Source organism: Acinetobacter sp. NIPH 284, assembly GCF_000369425.1.
Classification (GTDB): Bacteria; Pseudomonadota; Gammaproteobacteria; order Pseudomonadales; family Moraxellaceae; genus Acinetobacter.
In genome coordinates, this window is record NZ_KB850011.1 from 999,333 (window position 1) to 1,019,123 (window position 19,791).

The following is a 19,791-nucleotide window of genomic DNA, read 5'->3' on the forward strand; positions in this document are numbered from 1 at the left end:
TTGCTCCACACTTAAACTTTTATAGACAAGTAATCAGCAATTGGTCCGATCACCAACACTGGCATGAATTGCAACAAGGTCAGAATCAACATAATCCCAATTAAGGTCAATGCAAATGTGGGTGACTCGATGTGTAAAGATCCTTTGCTTTCGGCAGCTTGCGGTTTGGTTGCTAAGCTGACAGCAATTAAAACAGGAATAATCAACACGCTATAACGACCTGCCAATAAAGCCACACTGGCACTCAGATTCCACCATAGGGTGTTATCACTTAGTCCTTCAAAACCAGAACCATTGTTGGCATAAGCAGAGACATATTCATAAAACACTTGGCTAATGCCATGAAACGCTGGATTGGAATTGCCTGTCAGGGTTGGAAATGCGATTGCGATCGCAGTTAAACCAAGAATCACCACGGGTTGTAATAAGATCACAAGAGCCAAAAGCTTAATTTCAGTTACTTCTACTTTTCGACCAAACAATTCAGGGGTCCGACCTGTCATTAATCCCGCGATAAATACTGCTAAAAATAGATAAATAAAGAATTGTAATAAACCACAGCCAATTCCTCCCCATATGGCATTGATCAACATATTGCACAGTTCAACCAAGCCTGTAAGTGGTGAGGCGGAGTCATGCATCATGTTGACTGAACCATTGTTCACTTGTGTGGTGAGACTTGCCCAAAGTGCCGATGCATCCGCACCAAAACGTACTTCTTTGCCTTCCATCAAGGTTGCATTAGGAATCAAAGATGATTTTTCAGCCCAGAAAGCCAAAGAGGTGGAAATCAATGACATTAACAACATACTGCCAAAAATCATCCACATCAGTTTTTTACGTTGGATAAAGCGTCCGACCATAAACACCACTGACAACGGGATCAGTAAAATCGCAATCATCTCAATCACATTGGACAACGGTGTTGGGTTTTCTAAAGGCACACTACTATTTGGGCCATACCAACCACCACCGTTACTGCCAAGCTGTTTAGTTGCAACCATGGGTGCAACTGGACCAAGTGGAATATGTTGTGTTTGCACCTCAGAGCTTTGATCTAAGACCTGCGCTGTTGGTCCCGCAGACAGGGTTGCTGGCACACCTTGAAAAGTAAGCAGCAAAGAAAAAACTAAACCAAGTGGAATAAAGAATCTAAACAATGGTCGGATGATATCCATCCAGTAATTGCCTAAATTGATCTGATTCCAATTGTTTTGGTCTGAAGCTTTGTTTTGATCTGATTGCAGGAACAAAGCTCTTAACATTGCGACCAATAATGCAAGCCCAATAATTGGCGATAAATATTGCAAACCAACAATCACAGTCATTTGCGATAAATAAGACAGTTGAGCCTGCCCTGAATAATGCTGCTGATTGGTATTGGTCAGAAATGAAATCGTAGTATGCAATGCTAAATCCCAATTCATATTGGGAATATGATCTGGATTTAGCGGTAGCCATGCCTGCGTCATCAGGATTGTGACACTTGCGCCCAGCAGCAAAATATTACTGAGGACAAAAGCGACCAAATACTGCCGCCAGCTCATCCCTCTACGCTTGACGCCAAGTACGGCATAAATTGGCTGCTCAATCCATTTAAACAAAGCGTCACTTCTCATTGGCTTTGCCTGCATCACATCGGCAAGATAAACACCGAGCGGATAAGCCAACAGTAAGGAAAGGACAAATACAGAAATAAATTCCCACATAGCAAATGCCATTTTAAAATAGGTCAGCTTTAGTATGGAAATTGACTGTGTAAATTCTCTATATTAAAAATGGCAAAAAGCGTAAATTCTTCGTAAATAAAAAATTGTTCTTTCTTATAAAAGGAGAAGAGAATCAACGATTCTCTTCTCCTCCTAATTTAAAGCCCAAACCGGCTACCGTATCCCTTTCTGAAGATCATAAGCCTGCTAAGTATTAATTTCCTTATCTGATTCTTCTCCTTATTATTGATCATTCACGTTAAACCAGTACGAATATTCTTTAGGCTGACCATTCACTAGGACATTGCTGAGTTTGACATCGTAGATCATGTTCAATTTCAAATCGTCAAAGTTAAACTGGATATGGTTGGGAACTCCGATATTTTCATAGCGGATATTACTGATCTTTTGTTTAGCTCCACTACTTCGCTCAGTAACAACAACAGTGGCTTTAGCGTAGTCCACATTGCGATTGGCAAAGAAATTCTTTTGATCGGTTAAAACTGAAATCGAGAGAATTGAACCCGCCATATAATATTTTGCTGGATAGTTATGGTAGGGATAAGCAATCACACCAAGTGGTGCAGTGGTTGCATGATTAAAGGGATAAACCACTTTATAGGACGTACCGACCACATAAGGGAATCTGGTATCCTTAAACGATGGTGCATTGACTGAACCATATGCTGTTTTTTGTAAGAATGGGTTGAGCATCCAAAGTCGATGTCCTACATCTCCTGCAAACAGGTTTAATTTGTCATGCACCATATTGGTGATGCTTTCCGCGGGTGAATAGTCATTCTTATTCTGCCTTACCCCCATTTCCAGACTACTGGTTCTTGCACCCACGGCACCAATATCTGAATAGCAGTTTGTGTTGGCTTCGGGGTAATGCGTCAAAATATTGTTGGCAGCAAGAATCAGTGCCGTCTGCATCATCTCATCTTCACGGGCATCGTCATAACTCACACTGGGTAATCCATGCAAGGCACGAACCGTATTGATTTCATTTAAAAATTCATTTCTAAACTTTGCACTGAGCTTACCCGCATAACAGTTATTGATATCGGGTGCCTCGCTCATGGATGAGGCTTTAAATACATCAAAGCTAATAGTCCTGCTTTCTGCGGCCAATGTTTTGGCATCACCCTCCTGGGTGAGTTTAAGGGTACATACACCCGCACTAATCCCCTTTAGTTCACCATTAGAATAAGTACAGGTTGCTGAAGAAAGGCTATTGATTTTAACAGGAAGTTTGACACTGGATTCAGCATCCAGTGAATAAATACTATCCGTCAGGATGTATTTCATTTTAAGTGGGGTAATGGTTTGCTTGGCCTTAGTTACACAAACATTATTTTCTAGATATTGATCGGCAGCACAAGTCACATTGACGGTCATGCTGCTATTGAGTGGTAGAACTTTTTCCGTCCCTACCTGTGTCAGTGCCAGAATACACTGACCAACTTTAAGCGCTTTGAGTTCACTGCCACTTACACTACAGATGTTGGGTGTGTTACTGCTAAACGTTACTGCCAGACCTTGATCTGTCTGAAGCGATAATGGATAGCTTTGACCTTGAATCAGGCTGCTGAATGGTAAAGACTGGATATTCTGCACTACCTTGTTTTTACATGTACCCTCTTCCAGATATTGGCTTTCAGCACAGGTCACTGGCTTAGGGTTTATATTGCCATTATTAGAATTTTCCGTTCCACCACCATTGGATGAACCAGAATCTCCTCCCGAACCACCGCCCCCACACCCAACCATTACTGTGCTGATTGCCAGCATCAGAACAGATGGCATAAACGTTTTTGAAATCTTCATAATTTATTACCTTATATAATTGTTGTTATTGATAATAATCAGCCGAAAGGAGTTGACGAATTTCACTGGCCATTTTGGGACTACGCCAAGGAAACAGCACTTTAAGGCTGTAATTTGGTTTAAATTGATCCCGTGTTCCAATATTGACCTGAAACTCACGTTTCATCGGTGTCCGATGGACTTGTTGATTAACATGGGTTCCCATCATTGGGTTACTGATCACTGTGGTTGTGGTTCTGAAGCGATCTTCAACCAAATTGTAATGTCCAACAGAAGTTATATAGTCAAAAGGATATTTGACGAGACGCTGATCGGGCTGATCAAACAGGATGATGGTTTTGTCCTGAGAGTTAATCCAGACGCCACGGTTTTGATAATTAAAAGTTTCACTCTGACGTTTCAGTTGTTCCGTCAACCCGTCAAAGTAGGTATTTCCATATTCATAGAGGTAATAAATGATCACAAACCAGAATAGGTCAAAGCCAAAGAAAAAGTAGCCAAACCATCCAAAGGAAAAGAGTTTGGCAATAATCAGAAAGATCACTATCGGCACCATTACACATTTTAAAAATAGCCTGGATTTCTGTGGACGGTTTTCGATTGGAATGATTTTAGGTTTGGTTAATTCAGTCATGGTTGTTCCCCGCATGTTCAATGCAATTCACAATCACCAGCAGATATAAATATAAAAAGGTCTATTTTTTATAGGCATAATTTAGCCATCCACCGTTGGATTGTTATTATTAAAAAGTTTTTTTAAATACAGCCTAAAAAATTAAATTAGCCGTATAGTCTCCATTGAAAGGCACAACAGGATTGAACAGGTGGTGAAGCACAAATGAGAAAATATGAATGTGACATAACGAACTCCTTGAATCTAAGAAGCCCTGTCAATTACTGCTAAATAATGGTGACAGGACGAAAAGGGGTTAGCAGACTGGGATCCAAGGAACCAGCACATCACAAGGATGTCCCCCTTCCGCCCTATCATAGAGAAAAAGAGGGACGAGAGGGTTCACAAAAAATAGACGGGCTATTTTCTGTGCCGGATCAACGGTCTGCTAAAACCGACTGACCATGAGGGCCAGCGAACCCATATTAATTTTATCCAGCACTTTAGTCAATTTTACAAACCGCTAAAATCTAAATAATCAGCTTGGCGAAATGAATTTAAGTTATTAATTTTTCCCGTAGGATCAAATTAAGCCCATTGAGGTTCTTATTTTGATTTCATGGATGAGTTAAAATGTGAAAAAGAATCAATATTAAACTAAAACATCCCTCCATAAGTACTTTTAGCAACCAGTTACCCCGCCGTCAGAAATTTAAAATATCTTCAGGATAATCAATAAATTATTTAATGTTAAGATATGTAAAAAGATCAAACTGAATCGTTGACAGCTCAAGGTATACCCAGTTAAGCTAATTCTACACAGCAAAATCTGTGTTCAGGCGTAGGAACCTGATAATATCTACAAGCGCAAATTAATGTCGCTTATGCGGCTATTTTTTTGTCTGTTGTTTAGCTGTCGTTATGGCGGCTTGACAGGACAGCCTTGTGCTGGCCGTGCCTTGTAGAGCGGTATTTCCTACTCCTGTTAAGCTGCCACCATCTCCGTAGGAAAGTGATGGGGGTAAGTAAGTATTAAAACTTATCTACAAGGAAACGACTATGAATGCAATTCTTCATGGTGCAAATACTTGCACACTTAAACAACAAGCCTCTCAATTAATTGTCGAACTTGGCAAGACAATTTCAAACCCTCAACGTCAGACGCTAGCAAACCTTTATATTGCGGTTGATACCGCAAATTCATTACTCAACGAGCTTGAGCAAGCACATCAAGTCATTCGTCAATGTATGCATGAGATGACTGACACTCAAATCCTTGAGGTTGCAAAACTGAATCAAAATAATAACTTGTCTTCATTATGGGAATTCCGTACGCATCAACGTCAAAAGTTGATTGAACGTGCACAACGTCTGCTACTTGGAACAGGTTACGTCCAAGACCAATAGATTTTAGAAGACTACCCTCTGATTGCTTCGCCTACGTTCATTTACCTAAGCGTATGGCGTAGCTACCACCTATTTTCTACAACAATTAGATTACTATTTATATTAGGGATATTAAAAAAATACTAGAGATGCTAAATATCGAGATTAAAGAAATATAACTTAATTTATTTAATTATCAATATATATTAATACGATCAAAGCTGACTAAAACCTTAAATAACAGAGTTATTTTTAAAAACCAAAATAAATCCACAAAATATTAATATATAAAAACTCACACCATTCCAACTATAAACACTACACCAAACCATATACATTAAAATATAATTTTAAAAAACGATATATAAAATTAAAAAATTAATTTTATAATACCAATCATTAAAATAAAAAAAATATGATAACTCAACAAAATAACAAAAACATGAGTAACACCCCTCAAAATGACCAAAAAATAAGAGTAACAGAACTAAAAAATATGTGTAACACTCTCAAAATGACCAAAAAATAGGAGTAACAGAACCCAAAAATATGTGTAACACCCTCAAAATGACTAAAAAATAAGAGTAACAGAATCCAAAAATATGTGTAACACCCCCTCAAAATGACCCAAAAAATAAGAGTAACAGAACCCAAAAATATGTGTAACACCCCTGAAACGATCAAAAAAATAAGAGTAACAGTAGATAAAGTATAATTATTAATCAAATTAATAAAATATTTTATATGCAGATATGAGTATTGCTATGAATTTTTAAGAACCATGAAAAGCTAGATGAAATCTAAAACTCATGCTAATAGAATTATTTCAACAAATAAATTAATTATAATTATATAGCAGGGTTATAAGCCTCAATCACAATGTAATTTACAAAAGTTAAATTCAATATTTTTTAAAAACCAAACAAAGATACTATTAAAATAATAAGTCTTAGTTTAATTATCAATAAAATATTCTTTACAGAAATACAACTTATTATTAAATAATAATTTTAAAAATTTAAATAACCAACATTTAATCATCAAAACCAGTATTAAAAAATTCCAATTAAAATACCTAAAGTCCTCACAAAGATTTACTCCCAATCAAAAAGACGATTAATTTAAATACAATTAAAAATTAACAAAAATCTATTATATCAGCAAAATAATCTCATGAAAGATACTTAAGATTATTTAATGTTATAATACCCAAAAAAAATACATATTTTTTTTAGTTTTCCATATAAAACCCATCTTTTTTTTAGATCTTATGATAACTTCCAATCCACAAAAGGTTTAGTTATTAATATACCTAACTTAATCTTTTAAATATTGAAATAAAATTAATACTGGAGAGAATCAAAATGATTCAAAAACATTATCGTGTTAAAGATCTTGTAAATTACCCTGAACGATTAGCTCGGGATTATATTGATCGCAGTGGCCGTAGACGTAGGATTTCTCATAAACCTGCTACCAAGGGGCTGCTCAATATCGCAGAATCCACCCTTTGGAAAATGGTCGCCCGAGGTGATTTCCCTACACCAACCTATCTAACAGCAAGCATGCCGACATGGACTGAAAACCAGATTAATAATTGGCTTGAACAAAGAGCAAATACAAATCATGCTGCATAATGCTTGCTCTTTTGAAGGCTGTCTAAAGACGGCCTTTTTATTGGCGTAAATTTAACCTAACTTGTTTTTATATCATTATGTTCAAGCAAGGATTCTAAATAATCAGCCCACTCCTGCATCATCTCTTGGCGTTTATTCAAGAACTTAGTTCGGTTGTAGGCGGTACCGTTATTGTCTTTTACCTTATGCGCCAACTGATGCTCAATAAAGTCCACACGCTGCTCCAGAATCTCATCCAGCATGGTACGAGCAGTTGCCCTAAAGCCATGTGCTGTCTGTTCCCCACCATAGCCTAAACGCTTCAAGGCGGAGTTGATGGTATTGTCTGAAATAAAGGTTTTACCATTCCGCCCCACGAAGATATATTCGCTGTATGGATGCAGATCAATGATTGATTCAATCAGATCAAAAGCTTGATCTGACAATGGCACAATATGAAGCTGCCTGGTTTTACTGGCTGTAAATTTAAAGCAGCGTTCCTCACGGTAGAAATACTCCTTTTTCAGCTTGCGAATCTCACCAGGTCGCTGAAATGTCAGCACAGAGATTTTTAACGCCACTTGTGTGATAAGCGAACAACGTGGATAAAGTTTGGAGTAGTTCCAAATTTTATTCAGCATTGGAGCTAGGTCTTGCTCTTCTGTCACGGCAGCAAAGTTTCCACCCTGTGGTTTTGGTAATTCAATATCCTCAATTGGATTGTATTGAATCAGCTTTTTCTTACGTGCTGATTTAAAGATCTGGTTGAGGTCTGATTTTAGGCGTTTGGCAACAGACAAGGCTCCACGCTCAATAATGCGCTTAAAGACTTTAATCTCAAGAATTTCTAGGGTAAGCTGGGGAAAGGTTAAATCACCAATATAGGGATAGACATCGTGCTTTAAACGACGGATGGTCTCTTCATCCTGTTTTTGCTCTAGCTCACGTTTATATAGCCATGCTTCAGCAACAATACGAAAGGTGTTTTCTGCTTCTTTCTGTTTCTGAGACTTGGTTTCAATCCGCTCCATTGCTGGATCAATGCCCTGCTTGATGAGCTTTTTATATTCATCACGAATGGTACGCGCATCATCTAGTGAAACTTCAGGGTAAGTCCCCAAAGATAAATCATTACGCTTGCCTAGGAATGGACGTGTGTAATTGAATATCCAGTACTTGCTACCACTTTGATCAATACGCAGATAAAGATTTCCACCATCTGACAGCTTATACATCTTGTCAGGATCAGGTTTAGCTTTTTTGACTTGTAAAGCACTAAGCTTGTTGATTCCACGAGTTGCCATAATTCAGACATAAAAAAATGCAGTAAGAAATAATCTTACTGCATTTTTTACTACTTTATAACCACCGATTGGCGTAGTGCGTCACGGCTTGTCATATCGTATATTTCCAACTTTAACCTTATAAATCATAAACTTATATAGTACTAAACAGTGTCAGAAACTTGAATTTGGCGGAAGCGGTGAGATTCGAACTCACGGAGGACTCACACCCTCGTCGGTTTTCAAGACCGGTGCATTAAACCGCTCTGCCACGCTTCCAATGGCGGCTATCATATAAATAAAAATTAGAATTGGCAAATCTTTTATTCAAAATAATCAATCAAATGCTCAAAATAAAATCAAAACAGTAAAAATTTAAGCATTTTTAGATTTTTCATAGCAAATTGAGTTGATATACCACACTTTTTTTCCTAATGGAGTAATGACTTCCACCTCATCATCCACCTCTTTGCTCAATAATGCACGTGCCATTGGAGACTCAATCGAAATATGCTGGGGATGATGATCATAAATTTCATCTATCCCCACAATCCGTAATTTCTTTTGCTCCCCGTCATCATTTTCAATCTCTACCCAAGCTCCAAAATAGACTTTTCCCTCCTGCTCAGGCACAAAGTCAACGATTTTCAATTCCTCTAAACGCTTACCCAGATAGCGAACACGACGATCTATTTTTCTAAGTAATTGTTTATTATATTGATATTATAACCCCACCTTAAAACATACTATTTCTAGTATTCTGTATTGACAATAGATCAAATAATGATAAGTTTAAATTGAGAAAACCTCATACTTCATACTAAATAGTATATGGCTTACGTTAAGAAAATTTATGTAAATTACAAAGATTGTTCTACTCAAACCACCTTAGTCTTGCCTTGCCTCTTGACTGAGAAAGGAATCATCATTTCTCATTTGCGCTATTTGGCTTGGTTTAATTCAAAAAGTGAATCATGGAAAGAAAGATCTTGTTATGCACTTAAACTTTTATTGAAGTATATAAATTCAGTTCCACAAATTGAGAATGCTACTAAATTACTGAAAGCTTTCACCGAGGCATTAATCACAGGCACAATTGACCCAACAACCCGTACAGATTCTCTTAATCTTTATTGGCGACCACGCACAGTCAGAGATACCAATAATCTATTATTTCATATTACCCATTACACTGATTTTCTGACTTCACAGGATGAACATTCAACAATTCGTATAAATCCATTTCGCAAAGCCACAAGTTATGAAGAGCGTCTAAATTGGTGCGCTTATTATCATAAACAAGCAAATGTCTTTCTAAATCATTTAACTAAAAGAGATTTATCACAGCAGCAAGTTCGTTTGGTTGGATCGTTCAATGAAGACCTGATTGATTTTGAATATGCAGTTCGTTTCCCTGAAGATCAAATTGAAAGATTGATTTACTTAGGGTTCGAAAAAAATGGTAAATATGACTATAAATCGCAAGCGATTACGATGTTGATGAATTACGGTGGGCTTAGGAAAAGTGAAATTTTTCATATTTACACTTCAGATATCACATTAAACCCAAACCGTCCTCAAGAAGCTCTTGTTCGTGTTTATCATCCTGAATTAGGTCTAGCTCCAGACCCTCATTTCAAAAATAGACGTGAATTTCTTTTATCCAAAACATCATTGAAGCCTAGAAATAACTATCCATTTACCGAACGTTTATATGCAGGATGGAAGTCCCCATTACTTACATCTAAACAAGGTTACTTTGAGGTTGTATTTAACCCTCCTGAAAAAGCTAAAGATTTCTTATTAATTTGGGCAAACTATCTCAAATATCAGCGTGTAGAGCCGCTGAAAAGTAATCCACATCCTTTTGCATTTACAAATAATTTAGGTCAGCCTGAAACTATAAAAAACTTTCAACGCCTGCATAAACGTGCAGTAGAGCGTATCGGGCTAATTTGCAAAAAATCTCTTGGTACGACTGAGCATGGTCATCGTCATGCATATGGATTTCGTGCGCGTCAGGCTGGTTTAAATCAAGTCGAAATTCAAAAAGCTATGCATCATAAAAGCCCAACATCATGTCTTGTTTATATCAAACCAACAATTGAAGAAGTCCAAGAAAAGTTGAGAGCGATTAAATGATTAAACCTCAAGCAATCAGACGAATTGAAAGTAAACGATTTAATAAAGAGTTTTCGACTTTTCCTAGCTTAGATTCTTTAAAACAATTTTGTAAAAATGAAGGTATTACAAACTCAGTACTCTATAAACAGAAATATAGAGAATATGGGCTACCTGCTCATCCCGAAAGAATTTATGACGAATGGATTAGCTATAAAGATTTTTTTGAAATAGCTGATTTTATTTCATATGTCGAACTAAAAAATTTGATTGAAAACAAAAATCTTAAAAATGCGAAAGAGTACAAAGCTTTTATTTTAAAATTAAATGATCTAAGTCTTCCACTTGATCCACAAACTGCATATCCAAATGAATGGGAAAACTGGTATAAATTTTTAGGTAAAACAGAACCATTTAAGCCAGATTTTATTTCTTCTGACTATGTCACTTGGGCAATAAAAATTAAAGAATTTATGACTAAAGCTCGTGGTGGAGGTACTAAAGAAACTCAGCTTTGTCGTTTCGTTCGTCTTTATATTGAACAATTTGATAAAAGCAAAACACCACATGCTTTTCTTATACAGGAAAAATTCGATGTAAAACCCTTTCGAGATATTCTTGAAAATATAGAATCTGAACCTATGAGGAGGAAACTCGTTGTTTATGTCAATGAATTCTTAGATTACATTATTGACAATGATTTAACGATTGAAGATGAAGAAACAGGCGAAATAGTACGAGTCGATAATGCTAGAAATCCGTTCAGCCTTTTACTCAATCAACAAAATATATCATCTAGCTCAATCCGCTCTGAAACAACAAAGCCATGCTTACAATACCATTTTGTTAAAAAAGCTCAAGAATGGATTATTCCAACCAATGCAAAAAACTTTCAAGATTTAGAGCACCTTCATAAATTCGATGCAGATTGGGTAAAAGTAAGCTTTGATCAATTAGATTTACATGATTTAGATTGTGTATACCGTGTAATTGATAATCAAGCATATTTATGGTGCCCAACTGACTGGATTCATACTTATACACTCACTAAAGTTCCCTTAAGAGGACGACAAATCGCCTATAATGATTCTGGTGAAGCCGATGAGTATATTGCAGATTTAGATCAACAAAACAAAATCATTTGGCTAAAAAATAATTCCCCACTTTCACGATTAACCAAAGAACAATCGTTCATCAAAAGAATGCCTGATGGTCAAACAGGTATGTTTACCACTACAAATAAAACAAATAACAATGGGCAAGGCTACACAATTCCGTGGATACCCGAAGACTTAGCATATTGGCTTATTAGGCTAAGGAAATGGCAACAAAAATATAATTCTATCTCATACCCCAGTGCTTGGATTAATTGCCAAAGAACAAATTTAAATGAGGTACAAAGAAAAGCCAAAGGATTGAATTGTTTTCTTTTTAGGCGCTTTAATGATTTTGAACCAGCAAATGTCGGAAATGCTTTAACCCCAAGATTAGCGGCTGCTCTTTATAATATACAGCCCTCAAATCTTTGCTTAGCTACACTTGAAGGAAATAGAGCAATTTTAGGTGCATATAAGTCTAAATATACACCTCATAGCATGCGTGTTAGCCTCATTACAGCCTATGTTCTTGAAATGGGTATGCCTATTGAAATCGTGATGAAGATCGTTGGCCATAGCTCCGTGATCATGTCGATTTATTATTGCAAAGTTTCCAATCATGATATTAGAACTCGATTAGAAGAAGGTGAAAAAATAGCCTTAAAATCTGAAGTTGAATCAATTCAAAGGACAATTGAGCAAAATAAAATTGAAAGTGTTAAAAACCAATTAATTGGTAATAATTTGGAGTTACTGCAAGCTTTATCTAATGAGGTTCCTGCAGGAAATTTTATTTTTAGAGATTACGGTATTTGCCCTTTTGCAGCTTCAAGATGTGAGGATGGTGGTGAGTTAATAAAAAGTAGTTCATTCTATACCCCTACACCCCAAGGTTATTTAGGAACTCAGAATTGTATCCGTTGTAGACATTTTATAACTGGGCCTGCCTTTATTGGTGGTTTATTGGCAATTACAAATGAGATCTTACTCCAATCCAATGATCAATCTGAAATATGTTCGAAACTACAAATTAAAATCAATCAGATTAATCAAGATATTGATAATATTGAAAAAGAAGAATATATAGCCAATTTGAAGAAAGAAAAATTTGAAGGCACAGCAAACAGATCCAAGCTTGAGACTGAACTTCGAAATTTCGAATCTGAATATGAAACAGCCGCTAAAAAATTGGATATGCTTTTATGCGATATCCAATCGGCTTATAGTCATATTACGAAATGCCACAAGCTCATCAACAACAATCCCCTTATAGAGAGCGATGAAAAACTTTCCTTAATTACAGCCCCTAATGCTGAATTGATATTAGAAATGGAAGAAGTGAGCCATTATCAACAATTACAAGAAGTCTGTGAAAATGCAGCCATTTATAAATCTTGTAATGCAGATCAAGCTATTTATCCAAGAACTCAGCTCATTGATAAAATGGCAATGTTTAATGAAATTATGCCCGCTTTATTCATGTTATCTAAAGAACAGCAACTTTCAGCAGGCAATCAAATTTTCAAGTTATTGATGAGTCGTCTCAAATCTTGGGATAAAGTGCAAAGTGTTATAGATGGAAAGCTTAAACTAATAGAACTTTCTGAAACTGAACAAATTTCAAAATCAGAGATTGAACTCATTCTACATAATTCACCAAATTTAATTGAGGTAAGTCGTGAATCCTGAAGAGTTATTACATAAGTTAAAACATGGATCATCACTTAAAATCCAACAGTCACTCGATGCAATCTATGAAGTATGTATGGAGCAACAGGAACGTGGAATTCAGGATTTTTCTGTAAGTACGATTGCTAATTTAGGATTTAACAGAGGTGTTCCTAAAGCGCAAAGCATCAGAAATAAGACAGGTGAAAAATATAGAGCACTGATTCAATGTTTTGCAGATTCATCCCAGACGACTAAATTAACAAAACCATCTCCAACAGACAATGCGTGGATTGAAGAAATTCAAAACCCCAAACATCAGTTGCTTGTCCGTATTATGGCATCTGAGTTAAAGGAAGCTCAACAAATGATCCGTGAAATCATTCCACCTAAACAAAGGATTGATATTTATGATCATAAGAATATGATACCCGATGAATCTTTTAAGCTTTCTGATCAAGAAGTACGGGCATTACAATATTTATTGTCTACAGATTTCCAAAAAAAATGGAATTTAAAGCCTACACATTATGGTGAGCTTGTAGATGAGTCAAATAAGCCTGTTTTTAAAGTGTCAACATTGGATGCCTTACGCAAGGCTTTGGAGTATTTGTCTTGAATCGTAAATTATTAACGGTTGAAGGTTATCAACGTTTACAAGATGAGTTAAATGATTTAGTTCGTAAAGAACGTCCTGAAATTACTAAAATTGTGTCTTGGGCAGCCAGTCTAGGCGATCGATCGGAAAACGCTGATTACATCTATAATAAAAGAAAGTTACGTGAAATTGATCGTAGAATTAGATACTTAACCAAGCTTTTTGAGGTGGCACATAAAGTTGAATATAGCCCTGAACAAGATGGAAAAGCGTATTTTGGTGCTTGGGTTGAATTAGAGAATGACGACGGTGAAACCATTAAATTTCGCATAGTGGGTGACGAGGAGATTTATGGTAATAAAGACTATATTTCCCTCCAATCACCTATGGCTAAAGCTTGCTTAGGTAAGTCTGTAGATGATGAAGTCCAAGTACAAACACCTACTGGTAAGAAAATTTGGTATATTACAAACATTGTTTATAAAAAAGTCACTTAATAGTTTGTTTTTTCAAAATAAATCTAGTATAAAAAAACATACTTATAACATTTAAATAATTTGCTATGTCTGATTCAGATAGAAGTGCTGTTGACACACTAAAGGGTTATTTTTATCAATTTGATCAATCCATTCTTAAATTATTGAGTCTTGAATCACCTGAGGATAGCGTGGCTATAGAATGTCTTGAGGATATAGATATAAAAACAGCTACTGAGGTCTCAGCTATACAGTGTAAATATTATGCTAAGACAGAATACAATCATTCAGTGATTAAAGATGCTGTAAAGCACATGCTTAATCATTATAAAAAAGTAACTAAAGGAGAAAAACAAAAAATAAATTATCAAATCAATGGACATTATAAATCTGGTCATGAGAAGTTGCCTAATGAGTTAGACATAGATTTCCTAAAAAAACATTTTTTAACTTATACTGTAGAAAAAGTTAAACATGAACATCATATTGAACTTGGATTATCAGATACTGAGCTTGAAGATTTTTTATCATGCTTAAATATTAATATTAACTCCCCAGAATATACAATACAATACAATCAATTAATAGATTCACTGTGCACACACTTTAATTCAACAAGATATTCAGCAGAATCATTTTATTACAATAATTCCTTGCGAATTATTAAAGATTTATCAATTAATTCAATTAAGAAAGATAGGATGATTACTAAAAAAACATTCTTAGAAAAAGTAAATAATTCCAATATTCTTTTTAATGAATGGTTTATAAAAATAAAGGGAAAGAAATCACATTTTAAAAACCTTAAACAAGAATACTTTACATTCTTGAATATTGAACCATTTGAAAGATTCTTTTTAATAGAAATAGATCAAAGTACTTATTTTCGAAATGAACTCAAAGAATTAATTTTTATCATTTCTAAAAAGTGGTCAAAAATTTCAAAATATGGAACAATTTCTTTTTGTCCGTACATCTTAATTCATGGAATAGATTATTCTGAATTAATCGAGATTAAAACAGAGTTATTCAGAGAAAGATATAAATTTATTGGCAGAGTAAAACTTGAAGTGCGACATAAACCACCTAATTAATTTAAAGGGTTTATGGAGTATATAAAATTGTCATACCATCATCTTAACTTTGAAGATCGTACTGCATTAATGCTTGAGTCAAGAAAAGAAGGCTTTTCACCCAGAAAATTTGCTGAACTTATTAAAAGACATCCTAGTACGATCTATCGTGAACTTAAAAGAAATAGCATCAATGACGTTTATCAAGCTCGATATGCTTCTGATAACACCTTCGCTAGACGTAGACGTGGTCACAGAAAACTCAAAATCGACTCAATTCTCTGGAGATTTATTGTTGAAGCGATCCGTTGTTTATGGTCTCCTCAGCAAATATCGAAGCGTTTAAAGACATTTCCTGATTTGGATCAAACAATGAATGTAAGCCATACAACGATTTACTCAACTATACGAGCATTACCAAAGGGTGAGTTGAAAAAAGACTTATTATCCTGTCTGCGTCATGAAAATAAAAAGCGAAAAGCTAACGGTGAACCTAAAAAAGATTCTATATTACAGGATATTAAAACTATTCATGAGCGCCCAGCCGAAGTTCAAGAAAGAAAAATACCGGGTCATTGGGAGGCCGATTTAATTAAAGGTAAAGACAATAAAAGTTCGATAGCAACACTTATTGAACGAAATACACGGCTCTGTATCTTGGCAACATTACCTGATGCAAAGGCAGAATCAGTGCGCAAGGCTTTAACTGAAGCTCTGAAATATTTACCTGCAGAACTGCGTAAAACGTTGACCTATGACCGTGGACGTGAGATGTCAGAACATAAAATACTCGAAGAAGATTTAGGCATAGATGTATATTTCTGTGACCCACATTCACCATGGCAAAAAGGCACATGCGAAAATATGAATGGTTTAATTAGGCAATATTTACCTAAAGGAATTGATTTAAATCAGGCAGATCAGCATTATTTAAATCAAGTTGCCATGTCACTGAATACTCGTCCTAGAAAAGCGTTAGATTGGCTTACACCATTAGAGAAGTTTGCTCAGCTTGTTGATTATCATAAGGCTTTTGAAACTGTCGCACCTCATGTTTGAATTCGCCCTACCTTGATTAAGTTTAGGTTGTCCTTTTTTCTCACCTGAAGCATAAGTATCGCCAGTATCAATTTGTTCAGTATTTTTAAATTTAGCAAAATTTAAAACCTCATTAATATCAAATGGTATTGGAGAATCAAGATGAATTCTTTGTTTATCTTGCTCTTCACCAGTAAACTTTTGTTTTCTATCTAATATTATAGATTCTTTGAAAATATTACGTTGATTATGATCATTAGCTTCTGTATCTAGGAAAAATTCTTCTAATTCTTCACTATTTAACATCCAATATGGAAGAGTTAAATTCGAAATATCAATGTAACTTGCATTAGGAAAAGCCATTTTATATTCAGAATGAATATCAAAGACGATAACGTGAGAATTATTTAAATGAAAATTCTCATTTTTCTCAGAGGTCGCCTTTTGGATAATTTTTGCTAGAGTATGAGATTTTCCTGAACCAGTTGAACCAACTATAGCAATATGTTTATTAAAAAACTTGTTCCCATTAATTGGTACAGCGACCTCTGTATTTGAAGAAAGATTTGAAAAAGTAAAGCTTTCTGCTGAATTAACTGTATCCTCATATATCTTTTTTATGTCTTCTATAGTTGCTGGAACTACTTCTTTTGGAGGAATAGCTAATGAATCACCTCCACGTTCAAATTTTCCATTTCTAAGCACCCCTAAAGGAAATGCTTCAATGATATAGTTTTGTACACCTTCGCCTACAGAAATTTGAAAATTTTCAATTACAGCTATTAAAACTGCATTTTCATTATCTGCAATTTTTAAATATGAACCAACTTTTAATGACTCTTCAGCAATTTTAAAATTCTCTAAATCTTCGACAACGATTTTTACTTTATCGGGGAATACAGCTATGACTTGAGCATTTATTTTTTCATCTGGATTCGAAACAATCATATGATTTCCTTAATATCTGTAATATGTTCAATTTGAATGTTGTGTATTCCAATTGAAGGGTTTGAGCATTCAAAGTAAGGAGACGTGATAAAAAATTGATAAACTTTCTTAGTTTTAGTAGGAATAGAATTAAGGGTCAGTTCCAAATTTGTCAACATATTTAATATTTTAATCTTAATTTGATTTTGGTAAGTTGCTGCTTGTACAATTGAAGTTGGATTAAATTCAGCTCCTTGGAAATCATGACCATCAATAAATTTCTCTGTACACGACAAATTTCATAGAGCCCTTGTCCTATCAGGCTTTTTCTTTCTTAAAATTGCGAGCACTTTCTTAAATTCTTCTTTTTTTCCAAAACCAATCAAACGTAGAATAGCCATCTGAACATAGTCTAAACCGTATCGAAATAAACTGACTGAAAGTCGTCCATGCTTCTTTATTTTTATCGCTTTTTTTCGATCATGTTGCCATTCACCTGTTAAATAGCACCAACAGAAACCGATGGCTAGCACTGCTATCAATTTCTTGACTCGTCTAGGGTCTGTTAAACGAGTATTTTCAAGATTGAATCCACGTCCTTTGAGACAACTAAATAAGGTTTCGATTTCCCAGCGTAATGCATAATCACGAATAGCAGAAGCATTAAACCTAGGAGAAACAACAAGTAAAAGTTCTCCATCTTCTAATCGTAACGCACTAATATACAGTTTCACTCGACCAACCCAAATACGTCGTTTACGACATTCTGTTTGACCAACTTGAAGATGACGAAATAAATCACTAATTTTATGATTCTTAGCTAAGTGATTGGTCACAATAAAGTTTTTTTAACACGTATACAGAAGTTAATGTCATTTTCAATTAACCATGTAAACCATTTCTCACCGATAAATTCTCTATCTGCAAACACATTCACAATACGGTCTTTACCAAAAATGGAGATAAAGCGTTGAATCAAAGCAATACGCTCTTTTGTATCTGAATTTCCACGTTTATTGAGCAATGTCCAAACAATATAGTCAACACGTCAAAAAACCAATACAATACCAATATGAGTTATCCAATACATTTTAGAAAGAAAATATTAGCCAAGCTTGAAGAAGGTCAATCTATCCGAGCGGTTGCTCAGCACTTCGAAATTAATAAAAATACAATTGTCGAATGGAAAAAGCGAATCGAAATAAAAAGAACTCGACCAAGAAAACCATCTAAAGTTGATGATGATGCCTTACGTGCAGATGTTGAGCAATATCCTGATGATTATCAATATGAACGCGCTGCTCGTTTTGGTTGTGGTACTTCTACAATTGGAGATGCGCTCAAGCGTCTAAATATCACAGTTAAAAAAAGACCTTACGGCACCCGAAAGCAAAAACAGAACTCAGAGAACAGTATTTAAAAGATTTAAACCGATTAAGGTATCAACACCAGATTATCTATCTTGATGAAAGTGGATTTAAATCTCATGAACATAGACCTCATGGTTATTCAAAACAGGGAACTCCTTGTTATGGAACATATAATTGGCAATTAAAAAATCAAACTAATGCAATAGGAGCAATCCATGAGGGTAAGTTATTTGCAGTGGGTTTATTTGATAGCAAAGTAAATTCGGATGTATTTCATTTTTGGGTAGATAAGTTTTTATTACCAGAATTACCCTCGAATAGTGTAATTGTCATGGACAATGCAGCCTTCCATAAACGACAAGATATACAAGATCTATTAGCCCAACATGGGCATCAAATACTTTGGTTACCACCTTATAGTCCTGACCTTAATCCTATTGAAAAAATGTGGGCATGGGTTAAAGCAAAAAGGAAAAAATGGTTGGTTAACTCAATAGATAAGCTTTTTAGTCGTTTCTTTAACGAGTGTATGGGTAATTAAGCGGTTTTACTATAGGTATCGCTATTCCACGATAGACGATGGCTAACATCAAGATATTGATATCTCGTTTTCCCCATTTCCAGTTGGTTCTATCCAAAGTTAATTGGACTTTATCGAATGAAAATATATTGAAAATTAACTGAGAAATTTGACGATAATCGAAGTACTGATCTGCAAAGAAGCGTTGTATACGTCGATAAAATGATTGTGGTAAGCACTTGATGGGTAAGGCTTTAGATGCAGAAGAAAGATTACATGTCTGTTTTACAATTAATGCAAGCATAATCAGTGTAAAACATTTTACACGTGACTTGTTCCACTTTAGATATTTGTTTAAGATGAGATGTAACTCATTGAAATGTGTCATCATATTCGTCGTCAGAAAACAAGTATTATGCCATTATTTCAATGAGTTGTCTTTTTTTGTCGTGTACAAAGATAAATT

General features: G+C 35.2%; 14 protein-coding genes, 1 tRNA gene and 4 pseudogenes. 10 read left to right on the plus strand and 9 right to left on the minus strand.

Going from position 1 to position 19,791, the window contains the following annotated elements:
* Positions 1 to 11 precede the first annotated feature (11 nt).
* From kdpA to F908_RS10755, 3 genes are all read right to left on the minus strand, one after another.
* Complete coding sequence (gene kdpA / locus F908_RS10745; RefSeq protein WP_034602849.1) at positions 12 to 1,709, minus strand: potassium-transporting ATPase subunit KdpA; 1,698 nt, start codon at positions 1,707 to 1,709, stop codon at positions 12 to 14.
* 243 nt (positions 1,710 to 1,952) lie between these two features.
* Complete coding sequence (locus F908_RS10750) at positions 1,953 to 3,539, minus strand: CAP domain-containing protein (protein ID WP_005161648.1); 1,587 nt, start codon at positions 3,537 to 3,539, stop codon at positions 1,953 to 1,955.
* Between the two features lie 25 nt (positions 3,540 to 3,564).
* Positions 3,565 to 4,173: a hypothetical protein gene (locus F908_RS10755; RefSeq protein ID WP_005161649.1), complete on the minus strand. Its 609-nt coding sequence runs from the start codon at positions 4,171 to 4,173 to the stop codon at positions 3,565 to 3,567.
* 1,038 nt (positions 4,174 to 5,211) lie between these two features.
* Between F908_RS10755 and F908_RS10760 the strand changes: the two genes are divergently transcribed.
* Both F908_RS10760 and F908_RS10765 read left to right on the plus strand, forming a co-directional pair.
* Complete coding sequence (locus tag F908_RS10760; RefSeq protein ID WP_005161651.1) at positions 5,212 to 5,559, plus strand: hypothetical protein; 348 nt, start codon at positions 5,212 to 5,214, stop codon at positions 5,557 to 5,559.
* 1,343 nt (positions 5,560 to 6,902) lie between these two features.
* Entirely contained in the window at positions 6,903 to 7,175 is a 273-nt protein-coding gene (locus F908_RS10765) for a helix-turn-helix transcriptional regulator (protein ID WP_005161653.1), read from the plus strand.
* Positions 7,176 to 7,231: 56 nt separating this feature from the next.
* Here the strand turns inward: F908_RS10765 and F908_RS10770 are convergent, their stop codons facing one another.
* From F908_RS10770 to F908_RS10780, 3 genes and pseudogenes are all read right to left on the minus strand, one after another.
* Entirely contained in the window at positions 7,232 to 8,458 is a 1,227-nt protein-coding gene (locus tag F908_RS10770; protein ID WP_005161656.1) for a tyrosine-type recombinase/integrase, read from the minus strand.
* A 168-nt stretch (positions 8,459 to 8,626) separates the two neighbouring features.
* Positions 8,627 to 8,716: transfer RNA gene (locus tag F908_RS10775), tRNA-Ser, on the minus strand.
* A 96-nt stretch (positions 8,717 to 8,812) separates the two neighbouring features.
* Positions 8,813 to 9,160, minus strand: a pseudogene (locus F908_RS10780) (GreA/GreB family elongation factor); the annotation flags it as partial.
* Positions 9,161 to 9,268: 108 nt separating this feature from the next.
* Between F908_RS10780 and gmtY the strand changes: the two are divergent.
* The 6 genes from gmtY (at position 9,269) to F908_RS10810 (ending at position 16,529) form a co-directional block, all read left to right on the plus strand.
* Positions 9,269 to 10,579, plus strand: a complete 1,311-nt coding sequence (gene gmtY / locus F908_RS10785) for a gamma-mobile-trio recombinase GmtY (RefSeq protein ID WP_004660863.1) — start codon at positions 9,269 to 9,271, stop codon at positions 10,577 to 10,579.
* A complete protein-coding gene (locus tag F908_RS10790) occupies positions 10,576 to 13,344 on the plus strand; it encodes a gamma-mobile-trio integrase GmtZ (RefSeq protein ID WP_004660861.1) in 2,769 nt (922 codons plus the stop codon). Before gmtY ends, F908_RS10790 begins: the two co-directional genes overlap by 4 nt.
* On the plus strand, positions 13,334 to 13,942 hold the full coding sequence (gene gmtX, locus F908_RS10795; protein ID WP_004660860.1) for a gamma-mobile-trio protein GmtX: 609 nt from the start codon (positions 13,334 to 13,336) through the stop codon (positions 13,940 to 13,942). Before F908_RS10790 ends, gmtX begins: the two co-directional genes overlap by 11 nt.
* The gene (gene greB / locus F908_RS10800; protein ID WP_004660857.1) at positions 13,939 to 14,418 is read left to right on the plus strand and encodes a transcription elongation factor GreB; all 480 of its coding nucleotides are present in this window, start codon (positions 13,939 to 13,941) and stop codon (positions 14,416 to 14,418) included. Before gmtX ends, greB begins: the two co-directional genes overlap by 4 nt.
* Positions 14,419 to 14,483: 65 nt before the next feature.
* On the plus strand, positions 14,484 to 15,491 hold the full coding sequence (locus tag F908_RS10805) for a DUF4297 family anti-phage-associated protein (protein ID WP_005161669.1): 1,008 nt from the start codon (positions 14,484 to 14,486) through the stop codon (positions 15,489 to 15,491).
* A 69-nt stretch (positions 15,492 to 15,560) separates the two neighbouring features.
* A complete protein-coding gene (locus tag F908_RS10810) occupies positions 15,561 to 16,529 on the plus strand; it encodes an IS30 family transposase (RefSeq protein WP_228761473.1) in 969 nt (322 codons plus the stop codon).
* Here F908_RS10810 and F908_RS10815 read toward each other — a convergent pair.
* Complete coding sequence (locus tag F908_RS10815) at positions 16,464 to 17,456, minus strand: ATP-binding protein (RefSeq protein WP_005161671.1); 993 nt, start codon at positions 17,454 to 17,456, stop codon at positions 16,464 to 16,466. The two genes, F908_RS10810 and F908_RS10815, sit on opposite strands and share 66 nt — an antisense overlap.
* Before the next feature lie 278 nt (positions 17,457 to 17,734).
* A pseudogene (locus F908_RS10825) lies at positions 17,735 to 18,471 on the minus strand (IS4-like element ISAba33 family transposase); the annotation flags it as partial.
* Between the two features lie 36 nt (positions 18,472 to 18,507).
* Between F908_RS10825 and F908_RS10835 the strand changes: the two are divergent.
* Positions 18,508 to 18,855 carry an IS630 transposase-related protein gene (locus F908_RS10835; RefSeq protein WP_005156618.1) on the plus strand — a complete coding sequence of 116 codons (348 nt, stop codon included), beginning with the start codon at positions 18,508 to 18,510 and terminating at the stop codon, positions 18,853 to 18,855.
* Positions 18,856 to 18,872: 17 nt separating this feature from the next.
* A pseudogene (locus tag F908_RS16130) lies at positions 18,873 to 19,346 on the plus strand (IS630 family transposase); the annotation flags it as partial.
* A gap of 7 nt (positions 19,347 to 19,353) precedes the next feature.
* Here the strand turns inward: F908_RS16130 and F908_RS15695 are convergent.
* Positions 19,354 to 19,713: pseudogene (locus tag F908_RS15695) on the minus strand (IS4 family transposase); the annotation flags it as partial.
* Between the last annotated feature and the right edge of the window lie 78 nt (positions 19,714 to 19,791).